The following is a 19,181-nucleotide window of genomic DNA, read 5'->3' as shown; positions in this document are numbered from 1 at the left end:
ATGATGCTCTCGACACCAGCCCACAGGAGGCACCTGATGTCCGCAGCAGCTGTCGAGCGGCCGCATGAGGACCGTCCGTTGATCGCGGAGGCGAACCGAATCATGGATCGCCTCCCGGGCTACCGCGTCGAGATCATCGGAGGCCAGATCATCGTGTCCCCGCCGCCGGACGGCCCGCACGCCGAAGTCTTGACCGATCTCATGCTGCCCTTCGTGGCTTCCGGCCTACACGGGACGGAGTCGAAGGTGCTCCAAGGCGTTGGCCCCTGGCTACCGACCGGGACCGAGGACTACGCGATCCCCGACCTTCTGGTGGTCGACGCCGACTACCGGGATCACTACGTCGAGAACAACTGCTACGACCCCGTCTGCTTCCGCCTGGTCCTGGAGGTCACCTCCAGCAACTATCGGACCGACCTGCGAGACAAGGTGAAGGCGTACGCCGCCGCCAAGATTCCGGTTTACGTGATCATCGACCGCAAGCATCAGCGCCTCCACGTCCTGACCAACCCCACGGGGGACGACTACGAGAGCCACCGCCCGCACTCCCCCGGCGAAGTGGTCACCCTGCCCAAGTCCATCGGCGCCGAAGTCACCCTCGACGTGGCGGAGATCCTCAAGACCGGTCAGCCCAAGAACGACTGATCTCGCCGCTCGGCTCACAACCGGCTCAGGATCGTCGGGCAATCCCGGGCCTGCGCCGATCATCGCTCTAACCTGACGGCATGTCAGATGAAGAGTCGTACGAACTGCTCGGCTTCGACAATCTCCTCCTCCCCGTCGGGGACCTCGCCGAGGCCGTCCCCTTCTATGAACGTGCCGGGTTCACCGTCGGGTTCCGGCTCGACGAGGCCGGGATCGCGATTCTGAAGGTCGGGGGCGAGACGCCCGGAGTTCTCCTGCGACAGGAGGACGGGCTCGGACACAGACCACCCCCGTGGCCCTCACCCCGCGTGTGGCTGGAGGTCCCGGACGCGCGGAAGGCGGCCCAGCGCCTCACCACCGCCGGGATCCCCCTCCTCGACGCGCCGTTCTCCGTGGCCACCGGGTGGACCGTCGAGATCGCCGACCCCTGGGGCAACGTCATCGGGTTCACGGACTACTCGAAGCGGCCGGAGCTGGCGCGGCGGGTGTGACGCAGGTCCCAGCGCAAGCAAGTTGAACACGTTCAAAAATGCTCCTACAGTTCTTCCTGTCAGCACTTTTGAACGTGTTCAAGAAGGGGGAGGCGTATGGACCGCACGGTCATCGCCTACGTCATCTACCTGGTCGTCAGCATCGGGCTCACCATCTGGGTGGCCCGTACGCTCAGCCGCAACGGGCGGATCTTCCTCGCCGACGTCCTCCGGGGGAACGAAAAACTCGCGGAGGCCGTGAACCACCTCCTAGTAGTGGGCTTCTACCTCGTCAACCTCGGGTTCGTCGCCCTGTACCTCAGCGGCGACGCCACCATCGAGGACACCCGGGGCATCTTCGAGGCCCTGTCGACGAAGGTGGGCGTGGTGCTGCTGGTGCTCGGGGTGATGCACCTGGGGAACGTGTTCGTGCTGAACAAGATCCGCCGGCGTGGCGTGCTGGAGCACGAGCAGGTGCCGCCGGTCGGGCCGCAGGGCTGGGTTCCGCCGACGGCCGGGGCGTGACGGGGGTGGCCCCGGCCGTCGGCGGGACCCAGGACCGGGACGCCCAGCGCGTCCCGGTCCACGGGCTCACCGTCCTCTACGACGCCGACTGCTCCCTGTGCACCTTCCTGCGCGACTGGCTCGTACGGCAGTCGCAGCTGGTGCCCCTGGAGCTGGTACCGGCGTCCTCCGAAGAGGCCCGGCGGCGCTTTCCCGGGCTCGACCATCGCGCCACCCTCGACGAGATCACCGTCGTCGGCGACTCCGGGCAGGTCTACCAGGGCGCCGCCGCCTGGATCGTCACCCTGTGGGCGCTGCGCGAACACCGGCCGCTGGCCCACCGGTTGAGCACCCCGGCCGGGGCCAGGATCGCCAAGGGCGCCGTGCTCGCCGCCGCCAAGTGGCGCGGGGCGCAGTGGGGCCCGGGGCGCTGGGGCGGCGGTGTGTACCGGCAGCGGGACGGGTGGACGTACGACCCGAGCAACGGCTGGTCGTACACCGGACCGGGCTGCGCGGGCGGCTCCTGCGCCACTGGATAGGCTCTGTCTCCGTGCCCGTGAAGAACGACAGCCCCGAAGAGGACGGCGGTACGCCCGCCAGGTCCGCTAAGTCCGAGCAGACCCGTGCGCTCATCCTGGAGACGGCCATGCGGCTGTTCCAGGAGCACGGCTACGACAAGACGACGATGCGGGCGATCGCCAAGGAGGCGGGCGTCTCGGTCGGCAACGCGTACTACTACTTCGCCGGCAAGGAGCACCTGATCCAGGGCTTCTACGACCGGATCGCCGAGGAACACCGGCTCGCGGTCCGCGAGGTGCTGGACCGGGAAACCGATCTGGAGGCGCGGCTCGCGGGTGTGCTGCGGGTGTGGCTGGACATCGCGAGGCCGTACCACGAGTTCGCGGTGCAGTTCTTCAAGAACGCGGCCGACCCGGACAGCCCGCTCAGCCCGTTCTCCGCGGAGAGCGAGCACGCGCGCGTGCAGGCCATCGACGTCCACAAGGAGGTGCTGTTCGGGGCGAAGACCAAGGTGGCGCCGGAACTGCGGGACGTGCTCCCGGAGTTGATGTGGCTCTCCCAGATGGGGCTCGTGCTCTATTGGGTGTTCGACCGGACCGAGGGGCGCGAGCGGAGCTACCGGCTCGCGGAGCGCGGGGCCCGGCTCACCGCGCGCGGTGTGTCCCTCGCGCGCTTCCGGGTGCTGCGGCCCCTCGTCCTGGAGGTGCACGAGCTGTTCACGGACTTCCTGCCGGGCATGACGCACGCACTGCCCGACCCGGCGAAGGCCAAGAAGAAGCAGGCGAAGCAGGAGAAGCGCGGGGCGTCCGCCGACGGACCTGCCGACGGCGAACGCCCCTGAGCACTCAGGTCGGTCGACGGCGTCAGTTGACCGCGTCCACCTCGCCCTCCGCGAGCTCGACGTCGTAGACCAGCGGACCGTCCGCCACCGTCACCTTGCGGGCGATCGAGCCGTACGACGTGGCCGTCGTCGCCAGGAGGTAGGTCCCCGGTGCCGGGACCGACACGATGTACGAGCCGTCCGCCAGGGACTCGACGCGGTCCAGCTGGCGTCCCCCGGCCGTCAGCAGCGTCACTGACGCGCCCTCCACGGGCTCGCCCTCCGTCGTGCGGACGAATCCGTGGACGGCCGAGGACGGGCCCTCCACGGCGGCCGGAGCGGGCTCCTCGGCGGGTTCCACGGCGAGGTGCGGCAGGCCCTTGTCGAGCCAGCCCGGGAGCCACCAGTTGGAGTTGCCCAGGAGGTGCATCGCGGCCGGCACCAGGGCCGTACGCAGGATGAAGGCGTCCAGGGCCACCGCGGCGGCCAGGCCGACGCCCGCCGTCGCCGCGCCGGAGTTGCCGCTGAGGACGAAGGCCAGGAAGACGCAGACCATGATCAGGGCGGCGGAGTTGATGACGCGGCTGGTCTCCGCGAGGCCGACGCGCACCGCGCGGGCGTTGTCCTTGGTGTGGACCCACTCCTCGTGCATACGGCTCACCAGGAACACCTGGTAGTCCATCGAGAGGCCGAACAACAGGGACAGCATGATGACCGGCAGGAAGGCGTTGATCGGGCCCTCCTTGCCGAGGCCGAGCATGTCCAGGCCCCAGCCCCACTGGAAGATCGCCACCAGGACACCGAAGGAGGCCGCCGCCGCGATGAGGTTCATCAGGGCGGCCGTCAACGGGACGACCAGGGAACGGAACGCGAGCAGGAGCAGCAGGAAGCTCAGGCCGATGATCGTCGCCACGAAGAGCGGGAGGCGGTCGCCCGTGACGGCCGCGAAGTCCTTCGAGATCGCCGTCACGCCCCCGACGTGACCGGTCGCGCCGGCCCCGGGGATCACCTTGTCGCGCAGGGTGTCGATCAGGTCGTCCGTCTGCACGGACTGCGGTGAGGTCTTCGGGACGACCTGGATCACCGTCACCCCGTCCGTGGGCGGCAGCGCGGCGACCTGGGCCACGTCCTTCGTCCCCTGGATGTCCTTCACCAGGGTGGCCGTGTCACCGCTCGAAGTGACCACCTGGAGAGGGCCGTTGAAGCCGGGGCCGAAACCGTCGGCCAGGAGGTCGTACGCCTTCCTGGTGGTCGTCGAGGTGTTGTCGTTGCCCTGGTCGGTGGCGCCGAGGCGCAACGACAGCACAGGGAAGGCGAGTACGGCCATGACGACGAGGGCGAAGGCCGCGATCCGGCGCGGGCGCTTCTGGACGGCGGCCGACCAGCGGACCGCGAGGTTGTCGGTGCGCTCCGGCTCGGGCCCGTCCGCGAGCTTGCGGCGCTGCTTGCGGCTGAGCACACGCGGGCCCAGGAAGCCGAGCAGGGCGGGCAACAGGGTCGTGGCCGCCAGGACGCTCAGGACGACCGTCAGCGAGGTGCCGACGACCACGCCGTCCAGGAAGCGCAGGTTCGTCACCAGCATGCCGGCGAGCGCGATGCACACCGTGCCGCCCGCGAACAGCACCGCGCGGCCCGAGGTGTTGAGGGCGATGACCGCCGACTCCTCGGGATCGAGGCCGCGTTGCAGGCCGCGTCGGTGCCGGGTGACGATGAACAGGGCGTAGTCGATGCCGACGCCGAGGCCGATCAGGGTGGCCAGCAGGGGCGCCAGGTCGGGGATGTCGGTGGCGTGGCTGAGCAGCTGGGTGGAGAACAGGCCGGTGCCGACGCCGAAGATCGCGATACCGATCGGGAGCAGGGCCGCGTAGAACGAGCCGAAGGCCAGGAACAGCACGATGGCCGCGGCGAGGATGCCGACGCCCTCGGCTATGCCGCCCGGCGGTTCCTCCACGCGCTGGACGGCCTGGCCGCCCAACTCGACGTGGAGGCCGTCCTGTCGGGCGTCCCGCGCGGTGTCGACGACGTTCTGGACGAGCTCCTTGGGGACGGCGTTGGCCTGCTCGGCGAAGGTGACCTGCGCGTACGCGATCGTCCCGTCGGAGCTGATCTGTGTCGCGCCCCGGGCGCCCGAGTACGGGCCGGTGACGCCACCGACGCCCTTCATGTCAGCGATCTTGTCGAGGGCGGGCTGGATCCGGGACCGTACGGACTGGTCCTTCACCGAGCCCGAGTCGACCTTCCACACCACCGTGTCGGTGTCGCCCGAGCTGTTCGGGAACGCCTTCTGCATCAGGTCGTACGCGCTCTTGGAGTCCGTGTCCGGGAGGGAGAAGACGTTCGCGTAGTCCGTCCCCGCCGTCGTCGCCGAAAAGCCCAGGCCGAACAGTGCCCCCACCCACAGCAACAGGACCACCAGCCGGTGCCGATAGCACCACCGTGCCAATGCCGCCACGCTCAACGCTCCTTATTCGAAACCGAGTTGAACAGCTCGGTCGCTCGGTCGGTCGGATGGTCCCCCAGGTCCTGGGCTACAGAATTGGCGGCGGCACGCACGCGTGGACATGCATCGGCCATGACTCTCAAGGAACTCCAAAGACCGAACCGGCCCGACTGTCAGTGCCCCGGCCGATACTGGGGGCATGACGGCTCCAGGAACCGTGCTGGTGGTGGAGGACGAACCGAGCATCGCGGACGTCCTCGCCATCGCGCTGCGCTACCACCGCTTCGAGGTGATGGTCGCGGGCACCGTGCGCGAGGCGCTCGCCCTCGCCGAGCGCACCCGCCCGGACTGCGCGCTGCTCGACGTGATGCTCCCGGACGGCGACGGCCGCGCCCTGGGGCACGAACTGCGCGCCCGCAGGCCCGAGCTGGCGATCGTCTTCCTCACCGCGCGGGACGCGCCGGCCGAGATCGTCGGCGCCCTCGGCTTCGGCGACGACTACATCACCAAGCCGTTCGACATCGACGTGGTGGTCGCCCGCATCACCGCCGTCCTGCGCCGCACCCGCCCGGAAGACGTCCTCCCGCAGCGCCCGCCGCTGCGCTACGGCGACCTGGAGCTGGACGAGACGACGTACTCGGTGCACCGCGCGGGCAACTCGGTCGAGCTGACCCCCACCGAGTACGCCCTGCTGCGCTTCCTGGTGCGCAACGGCGGCCGGGTCGTGCCCAAGGAGCAACTCCTGCGCCACGTCTGGCAGTACGAGCACACCCCGCCGGAGTCGACCGTCGTCGAGACCTACATCAGCTATCTGCGGCGCAAGCTGGAGACCCTGGGACCGCCCGTGATCACCACGCGGCGAGGCGTCGGATACGGGCTCGCATGAGGAAGTTCCACCTCCCGAACTGCGAGCGCGGGGCCCACTCCCTGCGCGCCAAGCTGACCCTGGCGAACGTCGCGCTGCTGGCGCTCGGCATCGTCATGGCCACCGCCGTCAGCCTGATGGGCATGCGGCACTATCTGCTCGCCCAGGTCGACACCGAGCTGACCAAGTCCCGTGACTCGCTGAGCGGTTCGCAGCTCACCATGGAGCAGCTCAACATGCTGAGCACCCTGTCCGGCCTCGGCGACCAGCTGATGCCCCAGCGGAGCGCCGCCTCGGCGAACCCGGACAAGGTGTTCGCGGCGGTCGACTCCCGGGGCAAGGTGCTCACCATCGCCGGCTTCGCCCCGACCGCCGACCAGCGGGCGCTCGCCGCCCTCTTCAGCGACCCGGCCGCGCTGGCCGCCGACGGCACACCGCGCGACATCTCGCTGAGCGACGCCCCGTACCGGGCGATCGGGACCCGGCTCGCCGACGGCACGTACATCCTGATCGCCGCCTCCACGGGCGGCCTCCACCACGCCATGGCCAAGGCCCTCAAGCTGGACCTCGCCTTCGGCAGCCTGCTGCTGGTGCTGCTCGCCGCGCTCACCATGGTCAGCGTGCGACGGCGGATGCTGCCCCTGGAGGACATGGTCGAGACCTCGACGGCCATCGCCGAGGGCGACCTGACCCGGCGTGTTCCCTCCAGCCACCATCCGACGCAGGAGGTCGAGCAGCTGCGGGTCGCCCTCAACTCCATGCTTCACCAGGTGGAGTCGGCGTACCGCACGCGCGAGCGTACGGCGGCCCAGCTGCGCCGCTTCGTCGCCGACGCCTCGCACGAGCTGCGCACCCCGCTGTCGGCGATACGCGGCTACCTCCAGCTGTACGACAAGGGCATGCTGACCGAGCCCGACGAGCGCAAGCGGGCCTGGGACCGGATGAACGCGGAGGCGGACCGTATGGGCCGTCTCGTCGACGAACTCCTCACGCTGGCCCGCCTGGACCAGCGGCCCGAGCTGCGCTTCCGCAACGTCGATCTGAGCCGCCTGGTGCGCGACGCCGCCGAGGACCTGCGGGTGCAGCAGCCGGAGCGGCCGGTCACGGTCGGCGCCGACGGCTCCCTCCTGGTGCGGGCCGACGAGTCGGGGCTGCGCCAGATACTCGGCAACCTGGTGACCAACGTCCGCACGCACACCCCTGCCGACGTGCCCGTACGGCTCGGTGTGGAGCGCGAGGACGGGGTCGTACGGCTCTGTGTCGCGGACCAGGGTCCGGGGCTCTGTGAGGACGACGCGGCGCGCGTCTTCGACCGGTTCTTCCGGGCGGGCGGCGGTGCGGGCAGCGGTCTGGGGCTGGCGATCGTGCAGGGCGTCGTCCAGGCGCACGGCGGCGAGGTCGCGGTGCGGACGGCGCCGGGCGAGGGGCTCGCGGTGACGGTGACACTGCCGACGCGGACGCCGGTGCCGTCGTAGCGCCCCCGGGGTGTCACGGGACGTCGGCCGCCTGGACCAGTGCCCAGACCGTCTTGCCGTGTGTGCCGCGGCTCCAAACGCCCCAGGCGGCCGCGATGCCCTCCACGAGGTGCAGGCCGCGGCCGGCCTCCTCCAGGTCCTTCACGACCCGCAGCCGGGGTTCGAGCCGGCCCTCGTCCGACACCTCTATGAGGCAGGAACCGTCCGCGAGGGCCGTCACCGCCACCTCGAACTCCCGCTCCAGGAGCGGCCCGTGGCGTACGACGTTGGTCGCCAGCTCGGAGACGAGCAGCAGCGCGTCCTGGAGCGCCGGATCATCGCTCCGGTGCCCCCAGTCGGTCAGGTGGTCCCGGACCCGGCGCCGGGCGAGACCCACCGAAGCCGGGTGCCGGGGCAGCCGGAAGGAGTTGCGTCTGACCACGTCGGCTCCTCACCCCCACACACCTCCGTCACATGGTGCTGCGTGCGAGGGCCGACCGGCGTCACTCGGACAAAAGATCGAACAAAGGTCAGCGCCCGGAGGCGTCAGATCCAGTCCAGCGCCCACAGCCGGAACACACCGGTGCCGTCCGTGAGATAGGAGATGCCGCCGACGTCCTCGCTGCTCACGACGTACTCCTTGCGCTGCCACAGCGGGATCAGCGGCACGTCCGCGGCCACGTCCGACTGGAGGTCGCGGAAGTCGTCGTCGACGCGGCTGCGGTCGGCGAACTTCTGGCTGTTGAGGATCAGTTGGTCGACGATCTTGTTGCTGTAGCCGGTGTTCATGGTGGAGCCGGTGCCGATCAGCGGGGAGCCGAAGGTGTCCGGGTCGGGGTAGTCGGCGACCCAGCCGACGGCGTACGCGTCCAGCTTGCCGGTCGCCCAGCGCTTCTGGAAGTCGGTCCACTCGTAGCCCTTGACGTCCACCTTGAAGAGCCCGCTCGCCTCCAGCTGCTTCTTCAGCTCGGCGGCCTCCTCCTTCCCGGACCCGTGCCCGATGCCGTACCCGTAGGTGAAGTGCACCGGGAGCGAAACGTCGGCCTCTTCGAGGAGTGCCTTCGCCTTCTTGGCGCTCTGGGAGGGGTAGTCGTCGAAGAAGGACGTCGTGTGGCCGACGATGCCGGCCGGGATCAGCGAGTACAGCGGGTCGACCGTGTCGTCGTACACCGTGGCGGCCAGCTGTTCGCGGTTGATCAGCCAGGCCATGGCCCGCCGCACGAGGACGTCGTGCAGAGGCGTGCCCTTACGGGTGTTGAGGTAGAGGTTGCGGGTCTCGGAGCTGTCCGCCTCCGACACGCGCTGGTTCGGGTCGCTCGCAGAGAGCCCGGAGAGCATCTTCGGCGGCAACTGGCGGGTGGCGACCTGGACCTGCTTCGCCCGGTACGCCTTCTGCAGCGCGTCCGAGTCGGCGTAGTACCGCAGCTCGATCGGGCTCCCGGTGTTCTTGACAGCACCCTTGTAGTGGCTGTTCGGCGAAAGGACCGCCCTCTTGTCCTTCGTATACGTGGACAGGGTGTACGGCCCGGTGCCGTCGACCCGGAAGCCGTTGCGCGGGGCGTCCTTCGGGTACTTGCCGCTGTCGACGATCGCACCGGCGCCGGTGGCCACCTTGAACGGGAACGTGGCGTCCGGCGACGACAGATGGAAGGTGACGGTCATCCCGGAGGCATCGACCGAGCGGAGCGTGGAGAGCAGCGACGCGGGACCCACATCGGAGTTGATCTTCTTGACCCGGTCGAAGGAGAACTTCACGTCCTCTGCGGTCATCGCGCGCCCGCTGGGGAAGGTGAGCCCGTCGCGCACCGTACAGCGGTACGTCGTCAGCCCGCCGCCCACGAACGCGCAGCTCTTGGCCGCGTCCGGCACGGGTGTCGTACCGCCCGAGTCGAATGTCATGAGCGTCTGGAAGACGTTGCTGTACAGCGCCCAGGATCCGGCGTCGTACGCGGCGGCCGGGTCGAGGGACGTGACAGCGTCCGTCGTCCCGACCGTGATCGTCTTGCCCTTGCTCCCGTCCGAGGGCAGCAACTGCCAGCCCCCGACTCCCACGGCCGCCAGAACCAGCAGCGTCGCGAGAATCCGTATGCGAACCGACCGCATCGGTGTGCCCTCCCAAGGGCCCTCCCGGGCCCCTCACATGCCACTCCCCTAGTGGCGCGGATCACCTAACCACAGGAGTTTCACCCGGGGGAAGAGGGTTCTGCCGAGATGAGAAAGAACTTACCGACGGGTGTTAATTGCCCGTTTCACAGGCGACTCTCAGCCAGTGCGCAGACTCGCCCGACGCCACCAACTAGGCCTGTTTCGAAGCCAGTTCGACGACCGTGATGTCCGACGGCGCCCCCACCCGCGTCGGTGGCCCCCACGCGCCCGCACCCCTGCTGACGTACAGCTCGGTGTCGCCGTAGCGCTCCAGGCCCGCGACCGTCGGATTGGCCGCCGCCGCGATGAAGTTGCCGGGCCACAACTGACCGCCGTGGGTGTGCCCGGAGAGCTGGAGGTCGACGCCGTGCTTCACGGCCTCGTGGATCTGCACGGGCTGGTGCGCGAGCAGCACGCACGCGCGCGTGGTGTCACGATCGCCGAGCGCCTTCCCGAAGTCGGGGCCCTGGCCCTCGCTCTCGCCCTGGAGGTCGTTGACCCCGGCGAGATAGAAGCCGGGGAGTTCGGTGCGGGCGTTCTCCAGGGTGTGGATACCGAGCGTGCGCACCTCTTCCAGCCACTCTTCGGCGCCGGAGAAGTACTCATGATTGCCCGTGACGAAGAACGACCCGTGGCGCGCCCGCAGTTGAGCCAGGGGTGCCGCGGCCGGTCCCAGGTTCTTGACGCTGCCGTCCACCAGGTCACCCACGACCGCGATCAGATCGGGCTGGGTCGAGTTGATCGTGTCGACGACCCGCTGCGCGAAACCCCGCCCCAGGACCGGCCCCAGGTGGATGTCGCTGACCACCGCGATCCTGAACCCGTGCGCGGAGCGCGGCAGCTTGGCCAGCGGCACGGTGATCCGCTTGACGCTCGGACCGCGCAGGACACCGTAGGTGCCGTAGCCGACGGTCCCGACGGCCGCGGCGGCGGCCGCACCCCCGACGACCCGGGAGACGAAGAGACGCCGGGAGGGGACGGCGAGGGGCTGCGGGGACGGTTCCTCCGGGGAGGGCTCATCCAGGGAGGGCTTGTCCACTACGGCCGTCTCGGGCCGCCCGCGCCGTTCCACGAACCGGCGCAGCAGCGGCCGTAGGACCTCACCCGCGAGGACGGCCAGCAGCAGGTAGATCGCCAGGGCCATCCACAGGAAGCCGGGCCAGCCCAGGGCGCGCTGGAGCCAGAAGGGGGCGCCGCCGCGTTCGGCGGCCAGGGCCGCGATCATCAGCAGCGGGCCGGCGATCAGTACGGCCGTGCCGGTGACGCGGGCGGGGTCCCACGCGCGCGTGGTGTCGCGGACCAGGCGGCGCCAGACGTACCAGTGCGCTCCGCCGAGGACGGCGACCGCGACCAGGACGACGAGAGCGATGACGACGATGGCCACTTCTTTATGAAGTCCCGCGCAGTGCGCGCAGTCCACGCAACCCGAGGCCCCCGATGACCGTCCCCAATACGAAGGAGACGATGGCGAGGGTCAGGTGCACCCAGAAGTACGCCGTCGGGTGGCCGTCGTCGAAGGCCAGTCCGCTGCTGTCCGCTACCAGGTTTTTGACGAAAGTGACCCAGATGATCCAGCTCCACACCCCGAAGGCGAGCAGGAACCAGGAGACGGGGCGGCTGAGCTTCATGAGTCCAGTATCGCCGTCGTCCCCGGGGGCCCGTGTCCGGGGTGGGGTCGGTGACGGGACTTCGGGTCCCTGGGCATGTACGTTCTCGTCCGTGCCCGCTCCACTGCAGACCACCAGGCGATCCCTGTTGGTGCTTTCCGCCGCCCTGTCGTCCCTCGCGCTCGCCGCGCCCGTCGCCCTCGCGGCCCCGAGTCCGACACCGACTCCCACCACGAGTGCGACCACGACTCCGAGTCCGTCGGCCAGTTCGTCGGTGACTCCTACGGCCACTCCCCCGGCGAACATGTCGTCGGTGGGCGGCACCCGGCTCGCCATGGCGGGGACGCAGGTCAATCTGACGGCCGGTGTCCCGGTGCTGCCGAAGGACGTGACCGCGCGGTCGTGGATCGTGAGCGACGCCGAGTCGGGCGCGGTGCTCGCCGCGCACAACGCGCACTGGCGGCTGCCTCCGGCGAGCACCCTGAAGATGCTGTTCGCGGACACCGTGCTGCCGAAGTTCCCGAAGACGACCGAGCACAAGGTCGTCGCGTCCGACCTGGCCGGCATGGGCGCCGGTTCCAGTGTGGTCCCGATAAAGCAGGGCGAGAGCTACACGGTCCACGATCTGTGGCTCGGTGTCTTCCTGCGCTCCGGCAACGACGCGGTGCACGTCCTGTCGCACATGAACGGCGGCGTCGACAAGACCGTCGCCGACATGAACGCGCACGCCCAGGACCTCCAGGCGCTCGACACGCACGTGGTGACACCGGACGGCTACGACGAGCCCGGGCAGGTCTCCTCGGCGTACGACCTGACGCTCTTCGCGCGCTCCGGGCTGCAGAAGAAGGACTTCCGGGAGTACTGCTCGACGGTGAGCGTGAAGTTCCCGGGCGAGACCACGAAGGTGAAGGGCAAGTCGGTCCGCGGGACCTTCGAGATCCGGAACACCAACCGGCTGCTGAGCGGCGACTCGGACGTCTCGGTGTACCCGGGCATCGCGGGCGTCAAGAACGGCAACACCACCAACGCGGGCGCGACCTTCACCGGCGTCGCCGAGCGCAACGGCAAGGTGCTGCTGGTGACGGTCATGAACCCGGAGAAGGACGAGCACAACGAGGTCTACAAAGAGGCCGCGAAGATCCTCGACTGGGGCTTCCAGGCGGACGGGAAGGTGCAGCCGGTGGGAGAGCTGGTCGCGCCCAGGAACGTCCCTCAGGCGAGCGCACAGCCGGGTGCTACGGCCACCGGGGAGGCGGGGGGCGACACGGCCGCGAAGCCGTCCGTGAGTTCCGCCGCCTCGGCTTCGGAGGAGGACGACGGTTCCGGCGGGGTCGGGATCGCGCTCGCGATCGTCGGCGGGCTGCTGGTGCTCCTCGCGGGCGGTGTCTTCCTGGTCAACCGGCGCTGGCCACTGCCGGATCTGGTCCGTCGTCGCCCTCGTCCCTGACCTTCGGGTTCTCGGTCTCGTCGGTCGGGTCGTACTCGTCGTCCTCGGGGTCACCCTTGCTCGGCGTCGCCGTCCAGGCCGCGCAGAACAGGACCAGCTTCGAGGTGAAGTTCATCCACAGCAGCAGTGCCACGGGGACGCCGAACGCGCCGTACATGCTCTTCGCGGCGACCCCCTGGATGTAGCCGCTGAGCAGCAGTTTCAGCAGTTCGAAGCCGACGGCTCCGATCAGCGCGGCCACCAGGAGTCGGCGGCGCGGGGGGTCGACGCCGGGCAGCAGGGTCAGGACGTACAGCAGGAGCAGGAAGTCGACGAACACGGCGACGGCGAACGCGGCGATACGCAGCAGGATCCCGCCCCAGCCGCCCTCCACCAGGCCCAGTTCGCGGCTGATCCAGTCGACCAGGGCGGAGGCGACGGTGGAGATGGCGATCGTCGCGAGGACGGCGCCGCCCAGGCCGATCAGCACCCCGGTGTCGATGAGTTTGCGCAGGAGGGGGTTCTCGTCGCGGTCGGGCAGCTCCCACACCGCGCGCAGGCACTCCCGCATCGAGCCGACCCAGCCGATGCCGGTGAACAGCAGGACGGCACCGGCGATGAGACCGATGGTGCCCGCGTTGTCCACCAGGGAACCGATGTTGAGCTGGTCGGAGATGCCGGGGACCTGCTCGGCGATCTTGTCCTGGAGTTCGTGCTGTTGATCGGTGCTCAGGGTGGCGGCGGCGATCGCGGCGGCCACGGTCAGCAGCGGGAACAGCGCGATGAAGCTGATGAACGTCATCGCGGCGGCCAGCTGCGACCACTTCACCCGGTCCAGCCGCTCGTACGACCGCCACGCGTGCGTGAGCATCAGGCGCGCCACCAGCGGCCCGATGAGGGGGAGCTTCTTCAGCCAGTCCATGATCCGATTCTGCCCTCGTCCGGGGAGACCGATGTGCGGGTACCCCGCAAACACGCGCGCGTGCCGTCGTGGTCGGCGGCATCCGATTAATCGCCCATTCCAGGGAGGGCGTCGACGCCGTACGACCGACCGCCCATAAGGGGGCGATACGGTCACCGGCATGCGTCCTCCACAGTCCCTCCTCGTCCTCGGCGGTACGTCCCGGATCGCGCTGGCCACCGCCCGCCGGCTGATCGCCCGCCGCACCCGCACGGTGTGGCTGGCGGGCCGCCCGTCGCCCTCCCTGGAGAGTGCCGCTTCGGAACTGCGCGCCCTGGGGGCCGAGGTTCACACCGTCGCCTTCGACGCGCTCGACCCCGACTCCCACGAGACCGCGCTCGGCAAGGTCTTCGCGGAGGGCGACATCGACATGGTGCTGCTCGCCTTCGGCGTCCTCGGCGACCAGGCGCGGGACGAGCGCGATCCGGCCGCCGCGGTGCGGGTCGCGCGGACCAACTACATCGGTGCCGTCTCGTCCGGACTGATCGCCGCGCGGGCGTTGCAGACCCAGGGACACGGCTCCCTGGTGGTGCTCTCCTCGGTCGCCGGCGAGCGGGCCCGCCGCGCGAACTTCATCTACGGCTCCAGCAAGGCGGGCCTGGACACCTTCGCCCAGGGGCTGGGCGACGCGCTGCACGGCACGGGCGTGCACGTCATGGTCGTACGACCGGGGTTCCTCCGGTCGAGGACCATGGCCGACCCGAAGGCGGCCTCGCTCACCACCACCCCCGAAGCCGTCGCCACAGCCATCGAACTGGGCCTGCGCCGCAGTTCGGAGACGGTGTGGGTACCGGGGACGCTGCGCGTGGCGACATCGGCGCTACGGCACCTGCCACGGGGGCTGTTCCGGCGGCTGACGGTCTGACCGCGCCTGAACGGCTGCCTACTAGTGGCTGGGGATCGTGCCGCGCTCGGTGTGGGCCGCCTGGGGCGGTACGACGGCCGCGCCGAAGGCGAACTCGCGGAGCTTGCGCCAGACGCCGTCGGCGCCCTGTTCGTACAGCGCGAAGCCGGAGCACGACCACTCCGCGCGGTAGTCGGCGAGCGCTTCGAAGGCGCGGTCCATCAACTCGTCGTCGATGCCGTGCGCCACGGTGACGTGCGGGTGGTACGGGAAGTGCAGCTCGCGCGCCATCGGCCCCGAGTCGTGGCGGATCTGCTTCTGCAGCCAGGTGCAGGCCGAGCCGCCCTCGACCACCTGGACATAGACGACCGGGGACAACGGCCGGAAGGTCCCGGTGCCCGACAGCCGCATCGGGAAGGGGCGCCCGGCGGCGGCGACATCGACCAGGTGGGCCTCGATCGCGCGCAGTTGCGAGGCGTCCACCTCGGTCGGCGGCAACAGCGTGACGTGCGTGGGGATGCCGTGCGCCGCGGCGTCGCCGAAGCCCGCGCGCCGCTCCTGGAGCAGGCTGCCGTGAGGCTCCGGGACCGCGATCGACACGCCGATCGTTACGGTCCCCACGTCGTCTCCTGTCGTCCTGTCGGTGGTCGTGATGATGGTCCTGATGGTGCGCTGGGCGGCCACGCGCGGCCACCCGGCTATCGACTGTACGGCCACACCTGAGTTGTGGGCAGGCGCAACCGTAGTGATGTGCAGCGCTCTGTCCAGTGGTACGCGGTGGTACTCGGGTGCGGCCGGGCGCTTCAGTGCTTGGCGGGCAGGAAGCCGACCCGGTCGTACGCCTGGGCGAGGGTCTCGGCCGCGACGGCTCGCGCCTTCTCCGCGCCCTTGGCCAGGATCGAGTCGAGCGTCTCCGGGTCGTCCAGATACTGCTGGGTGCGGTCCTTGAAGGGCGTCACGAACTCGACCATGACCTCGGCGAGGTCGGTCTTGAGCGCGCCGTACATCTTGCCCTCGTACTCCTGCTCCAGCTCGGCGATCGACTTGCCGGTGAGGGTCGAGTAGATCGTGAGCAGGTTGCTGACACCCGGCTTGTCCACGGCGTCGTAGCGGATCACCGTGTCCGTGTCGGTGACCGCACTCTTGACCTTCTTGGCGGTCGCCTTCGGGTCGTCGAGGAGGTTGATGAGGCCCTTCGGAGTCGACGCCGACTTGCTCATCTTGCTCGACGGGTCCTGAAGGTCGTAGATCTTCGCCGTCTCCTTGAGGATGTACGGCTTCGGGATCGTGAAGGTCTCGCCGAAGCGGCCGTTGAAGCGCTCGGCGAGGTCGCGGGTCAGCTCGATGTGCTGGCGCTGGTCCTCGCCGACCGGCACCTCGTGCGCCTGGTACAGCAGGATGTCGGCGACCTGGAGGATCGGGTACGTGAACAGGCCGACGCTGGCGCGGTCGGCGCCCTGCTTGGCGGACTTGTCCTTGAACTGGGTCATGCGGGACGCCTCACCGAAGCCGGTCAGGCAGTTCATGACCCAGGCGAGCTGGGCGTGCTCGGGGACGTGGCTCTGGACGAAGAGCGTGCAGCGGTCCGGGTCGAGACCGGCGGCCAGCAGCTGCGCGGTGGCGAGGCGGGTGTTGGCACGCAGGTCCGCCGGGTCCTGCGGGACCGTGATCGCGTGCAGGTCGACGACCATGTAGAACGCGTCGTGGGACTCCTGCAGGGCCACCCACTGGCGGACGGCGCCGAGGTAGTTGCCGAGGTGGAACGAGCCTGCGGTGGGCTGGATTCCGGAGAGCACTCGGAATTTAGGCAGCGGCGCGGAGCGCCCCGTTTGAGGGCGGTGGTGGGCGACGGGTGGGCGGTCTGAGGCCATGTTCACCATTCTCTCAGGTCTCGGGGACCGGTCCGGAACTGGTTCGGAAGAGATGTGACACGGGTGGGAACCGATCCGGCTCGGGCGGTGTACCAGATGTGTGAAGACGCGGGAGGGGGGCCGCATCGTCGATGAGGCCGCGGTGATCGCACGCGTACGCGCCGGAGAGCCGGAGGCGTACGCGGAGCTGGTGCGGGCCCACACGGGCATCGCACTCAGGGCGGCCGCGGCACTCGGGGCGGGTGCGGACGCGGAGGACGTGGTGCAGCAGGCCTTCGTCAAGGCGTACGGCGCGCTGGGCAGGTTCCGGGACGGCGCGGCGTTCAAGCCGTGGCTGCTGTCGATCGTCGCCAATGAGACGAGGAACACAGTGCGTACGGCGGCGCGTCAGCGCACGCTCGCCGACCGGGAGGCGGCGTTCGCGGAGGCCGAGCCGTTGATACCGGAATCGGCGGACCCGGCGGTCGCCACGCTGGAGACGGAGCGCCGCGCGGCCCTGCTGTCCGCCCTGGAGCAGCTGAGCGAGGAGCACCGCCTGGTCGTGACCTACCGCTATCTCCTGGACATGGATGAACCGGACACGGCCCAGGCCCTGGGCTGGCCACGCGGCACGGTGAAGTCCCGGCTGAACCGCGCGTTGAAGAAACTCGGCCGGTTGCTGCCGGATTTCCGACCTCGGGAAGGGGGTGATGAGCGTGAGTGACGGACGGGAGTCGTACGAGGGTGCCCCTCAACTGCCCGACGAGTTGCGGGCGTTGGGGCGTGCGCTGGACGCGCGGCGCGGTGGCGGGGGCGAGGCCGGCGGGTCCGAGTCGATGGTCGAGCGGGTGCTGGCTCAGATACTGGCCGAGCAGACCCCGGTCCCCGTCCAGGAGGCCGGGCCGTCCGGGATCCGGGCGCGACTGCGCGCCGTCCGGCGCTGGATGCGGATGCGTCGGCGGGCACTGGTGGCGGCCCTGTGCGGTCTGCTGACGGTGCTCGTGCTCACGCCTCCGGTACGGGCGGCGGTCTTCGACTGGTTCGGCTTCGGCGGGGTCGAGGTGCGGTACGACCCGTCGGTGGTGCCCTCGGCCGGGGCCGAGGTGCCGGGGTGCGGCCGGTCGGTGACGCTGGCGCAGGCCCGTGAGCGCGCGGGGTTCGAGCCGCTGGTGCCGGACGCGCTGGGCGTTCCGGACGCGGTGACGGCGACCGGCGAGCCCCAGGGGCGCTTCCTGGTGAGCCTGTGCTGGCGGGAGGACGGGCACACGGTCCGGGTCGACGAGTATCCGGCACGACTGGACCCCGGCTTCGTGAAGACGGTGCGCGAGCCGCCGGAGTGGCTGTCGCTGGGCGGGACGGCCTCGCCGGACGGTGTGCAGGACCCGGCGCTGTGGTTCGCGCGCCCGCATCTGCTGAGCTTCTGGCTGGTGGACGCGGACGGGGACCGTTATACGCGGGAGGAGCGGACGGCGGGGCCGACGCTGCTGTGGACCCATGCGGTCGGCGGGGTTCCGGGCGGGGATCTGACGTTCCGTCTGGAGGGCGTGGGGTCGAAGGGGCGGGCCGTGGAGATCGCGAAGTCGCTGGACCGGGGCGAGTAGTGCGCGTGGTGCGAGCTGTGCAAGTGGCGCCGATTGTGCAAGTGGTCTGAGCGGTGTGGGTAGTTCAGGCAGCGCGGCTTGGGTGGGAACCTCGGCGGGCCGAGCGGTGTACCAGAAGTGACAGGCGGCTCGCGGGCGGGTCGTACGGGGATCGGCGGATGGGCTGGGGGGTTCGGATGTCCGGAGGCGGGAGTGCGGGCGGGGCAGGCAGGAGTGCGAGCGAGGCGGGGAGGAGTGCGGGCCGGGCAGGGAAGAGCGCGGGCGGGGTTCGTGAACTGGCCGCTCTGAGCGGGGCGTTGGCGATGACGCTGGCCCTGATGGTGTGGGGTGCGTCGGATGCGTCGGCGGGCGGGCCGACGAGCGTGCTGGTGACCTCGCCGGAGAGCGGGCGGGCCAGGGGGCTGTACTACTCGGACGAACAGTACGGAAAACTCCAGCAGTTACTCGGGCCCGAGGGCAAGGGCAGCCGCGACAAGCCGCCCGAGGCCGATCTGGTCCACGCCCACCAGATCAACGTCACCTGGCTGGCGCACGACATATCGCCCTGGCGGATCGACCGGGTCTTTCCGGTCGAGTCCCGGCCGCAGGCGGTCTGGATCCACACGGCGGCCGATGTCCCGGAGAACACGAACCTGAACGGCTATTGGCACCGGGCCGAGCACCCCGCCCAACTGCGCGCCCTCTTCGACAAGTTGGGCGTGCTGGGCAAGGGCACGGGTGACGGCTACTCCGGCATCTTCCCGGCGCCGTGGGAGTCGACCGAGCCCGCACCGGCCGCGGTCGCGCCTGACTCCGACACGGGGACGGGGACAGTAACGGGGACAGGGGCGGGGACCACCACGGTGCGGGCCTCCCTGCCGGACAAGAGGCATGGCACCGACTGGTGGTGGGCGATACCGGGCGCGGCGGCCGGAGCGGTACTGGCACTGGGTCTGCGGCCGTTCGTCGCGCGGCTGCCGCTGGACCGGTGGCGGAAAGGGCGGGATCCGGGGCCAGGGCCGAGGCAGGAGTTGCGGGACGTGTGAGGGGC

20 protein-coding genes are annotated in these 19,181 nt (G+C 70.0%); 12 read left to right on the top strand and 8 right to left on the bottom strand.

The window, feature by feature from the left end; genetic code table 11:
* Positions 1-36 precede the first annotated feature (36 nt).
* The 5 genes from SPR02S_RS04305 (at position 37) to SPR02S_RS04285 (ending at position 2,979) form a co-directional block, all read left to right on the top strand.
* A complete protein-coding gene (locus tag SPR02S_RS04305; protein WP_019055695.1) occupies positions 37-645 on the top strand; it encodes a Uma2 family endonuclease in 609 nt (202 codons plus the stop codon).
* Positions 646-725: 80 nt separating this feature from the next.
* Positions 726-1,136, top strand: a complete 411-nt coding sequence (locus tag SPR02S_RS04300; RefSeq protein WP_019055694.1) for a VOC family protein — start codon at positions 726-728, stop codon at positions 1,134-1,136.
* A 96-nt stretch (positions 1,137-1,232) separates the two neighbouring features.
* Positions 1,233-1,640: a hypothetical protein gene (locus SPR02S_RS04295; protein WP_019055693.1), complete on the top strand. Its 408-nt coding sequence runs from the start codon at positions 1,233-1,235 to the stop codon at positions 1,638-1,640.
* On the top strand, positions 1,637-2,158 hold the full coding sequence (locus SPR02S_RS04290; protein ID WP_019055692.1) for a thiol-disulfide oxidoreductase DCC family protein: 522 nt from the start codon (positions 1,637-1,639) through the stop codon (positions 2,156-2,158). The genes SPR02S_RS04295 and SPR02S_RS04290 overlap by 4 nt, the downstream gene beginning before the upstream one ends.
* A gap of 11 nt (positions 2,159-2,169) precedes the next feature.
* Positions 2,170-2,979: a TetR family transcriptional regulator gene (locus SPR02S_RS04285; protein WP_019055691.1), complete on the top strand. Its 810-nt coding sequence runs from the start codon at positions 2,170-2,172 to the stop codon at positions 2,977-2,979.
* A 22-nt stretch (positions 2,980-3,001) separates the two neighbouring features.
* Here SPR02S_RS04285 and SPR02S_RS04280 read toward each other — a convergent pair whose 3' ends face one another.
* Complete coding sequence (locus tag SPR02S_RS04280; protein ID WP_019055690.1) at positions 3,002-5,401, bottom strand: MMPL family transporter; 2,400 nt, start codon at positions 5,399-5,401, stop codon at positions 3,002-3,004.
* Between the two features lie 196 nt (positions 5,402-5,597).
* Between SPR02S_RS04280 and SPR02S_RS04275 the strand changes: the two genes are divergently transcribed.
* Both SPR02S_RS04275 and SPR02S_RS04270 read left to right on the top strand, forming a co-directional pair.
* Entirely contained in the window at positions 5,598-6,284 is a 687-nt protein-coding gene (locus SPR02S_RS04275) for a response regulator transcription factor (protein ID WP_043258061.1), read from the top strand.
* Positions 6,281-7,738: a sensor histidine kinase gene (locus SPR02S_RS04270; RefSeq protein WP_019055688.1), complete on the top strand. Its 1,458-nt coding sequence runs from the start codon at positions 6,281-6,283 to the stop codon at positions 7,736-7,738. Before SPR02S_RS04275 ends, SPR02S_RS04270 begins: the two co-directional genes overlap by 4 nt.
* A gap of 13 nt (positions 7,739-7,751) precedes the next feature.
* Here the strand turns inward: SPR02S_RS04270 and SPR02S_RS04265 are convergent, their stop codons facing one another.
* The 4 genes from SPR02S_RS04265 to SPR02S_RS04250 all read right to left on the bottom strand — a co-directional run bounded on the left by SPR02S_RS04265 (position 7,752) and on the right by SPR02S_RS04250 (position 11,490).
* Positions 7,752-8,159 (bottom strand): ATP-binding protein, encoded by a 408-nt coding sequence (locus SPR02S_RS04265; RefSeq protein WP_019055687.1) that lies wholly within the window; start codon positions 8,157-8,159, stop codon positions 7,752-7,754.
* A 104-nt stretch (positions 8,160-8,263) separates the two neighbouring features.
* On the bottom strand, positions 8,264-9,820 hold the full coding sequence (locus tag SPR02S_RS04260; RefSeq protein ID WP_019055686.1) for an ABC transporter substrate-binding protein: 1,557 nt from the start codon (positions 9,818-9,820) through the stop codon (positions 8,264-8,266).
* A 193-nt stretch (positions 9,821-10,013) separates the two neighbouring features.
* On the bottom strand, positions 10,014-11,246 hold the full coding sequence (locus tag SPR02S_RS04255; RefSeq protein WP_019055685.1) for a metallophosphoesterase: 1,233 nt from the start codon (positions 11,244-11,246) through the stop codon (positions 10,014-10,016).
* A gap of 4 nt (positions 11,247-11,250) precedes the next feature.
* Positions 11,251-11,490, bottom strand: coding sequence for an SCO4848 family membrane protein (locus tag SPR02S_RS04250; protein ID WP_026150200.1), 240 nt, complete (start codon positions 11,488-11,490; stop codon positions 11,251-11,253).
* 91 nt (positions 11,491-11,581) lie between these two features.
* Here SPR02S_RS04250 and SPR02S_RS04245 point away from each other — a divergent pair, with 91 nt between their 5' ends.
* Complete coding sequence (locus SPR02S_RS04245) at positions 11,582-12,916, top strand: D-alanyl-D-alanine carboxypeptidase family protein (RefSeq protein ID WP_026150199.1); 1,335 nt, start codon at positions 11,582-11,584, stop codon at positions 12,914-12,916.
* Here the strand turns inward: SPR02S_RS04245 and SPR02S_RS04240 are convergent.
* Positions 12,864-13,817 (bottom strand): YihY/virulence factor BrkB family protein, encoded by a 954-nt coding sequence (locus SPR02S_RS04240; protein WP_019055682.1) that lies wholly within the window; start codon positions 13,815-13,817, stop codon positions 12,864-12,866. The two genes, SPR02S_RS04245 and SPR02S_RS04240, sit on opposite strands and share 53 nt — an antisense overlap.
* Positions 13,818-13,977: 160 nt before the next feature.
* Between SPR02S_RS04240 and dprE2 the strand changes: the two genes are divergently transcribed.
* Positions 13,978-14,721 (top strand): decaprenylphospho-beta-D-erythro-pentofuranosid-2-ulose 2-reductase, encoded by a 744-nt coding sequence (gene dprE2 / locus SPR02S_RS04235; RefSeq protein WP_019055681.1) that lies wholly within the window; start codon positions 13,978-13,980, stop codon positions 14,719-14,721.
* 21 nt (positions 14,722-14,742) lie between these two features.
* Here the strand turns inward: dprE2 and SPR02S_RS04230 are convergent, their stop codons facing one another.
* A complete protein-coding gene (locus tag SPR02S_RS04230; RefSeq protein ID WP_026150198.1) occupies positions 14,743-15,321 on the bottom strand; it encodes a 2'-5' RNA ligase family protein in 579 nt (192 codons plus the stop codon).
* Positions 15,322-15,503: 182 nt separating this feature from the next.
* Positions 15,504-16,496, bottom strand: a complete 993-nt coding sequence (gene trpS, locus SPR02S_RS04225) for a tryptophan--tRNA ligase (protein WP_019055679.1) — start codon at positions 16,494-16,496, stop codon at positions 15,504-15,506.
* Between the two features lie 175 nt (positions 16,497-16,671).
* On the opposite strand from trpS, the gene SPR02S_RS04220 reads away from it, so the two are divergent.
* From SPR02S_RS04220 to SPR02S_RS04210, 3 genes are all read left to right on the top strand, one after another.
* Positions 16,672-17,274, top strand: coding sequence for an RNA polymerase sigma factor (locus SPR02S_RS04220; RefSeq protein WP_019055678.1), 603 nt, complete (start codon positions 16,672-16,674; stop codon positions 17,272-17,274).
* The gene (locus SPR02S_RS04215; protein ID WP_019055677.1) at positions 17,261-18,151 is read left to right on the top strand and encodes a hypothetical protein; all 891 of its coding nucleotides are present in this window, start codon (positions 17,261-17,263) and stop codon (positions 18,149-18,151) included. Before SPR02S_RS04220 ends, SPR02S_RS04215 begins: the two co-directional genes overlap by 14 nt.
* A gap of 176 nt (positions 18,152-18,327) precedes the next feature.
* Entirely contained in the window at positions 18,328-19,176 is an 849-nt protein-coding gene (locus SPR02S_RS04210) for a hypothetical protein (protein ID WP_245607491.1), read from the top strand.
* The last annotated feature ends 5 nt before the right edge of the window (positions 19,177-19,181 follow it).

Origin of the sequence: Streptomyces prunicolor NBRC 13075 (genome assembly GCF_000367365.1) — a bacterium.
GTDB classification, from domain to species: domain Bacteria; phylum Actinomycetota; class Actinomycetes; order Streptomycetales; family Streptomycetaceae; genus Streptomyces; species Streptomyces prunicolor.
The sequence above is the reverse complement of the archived record's forward strand: the minus strand, read 5'-3'. Positions and strand labels throughout refer to the sequence as shown.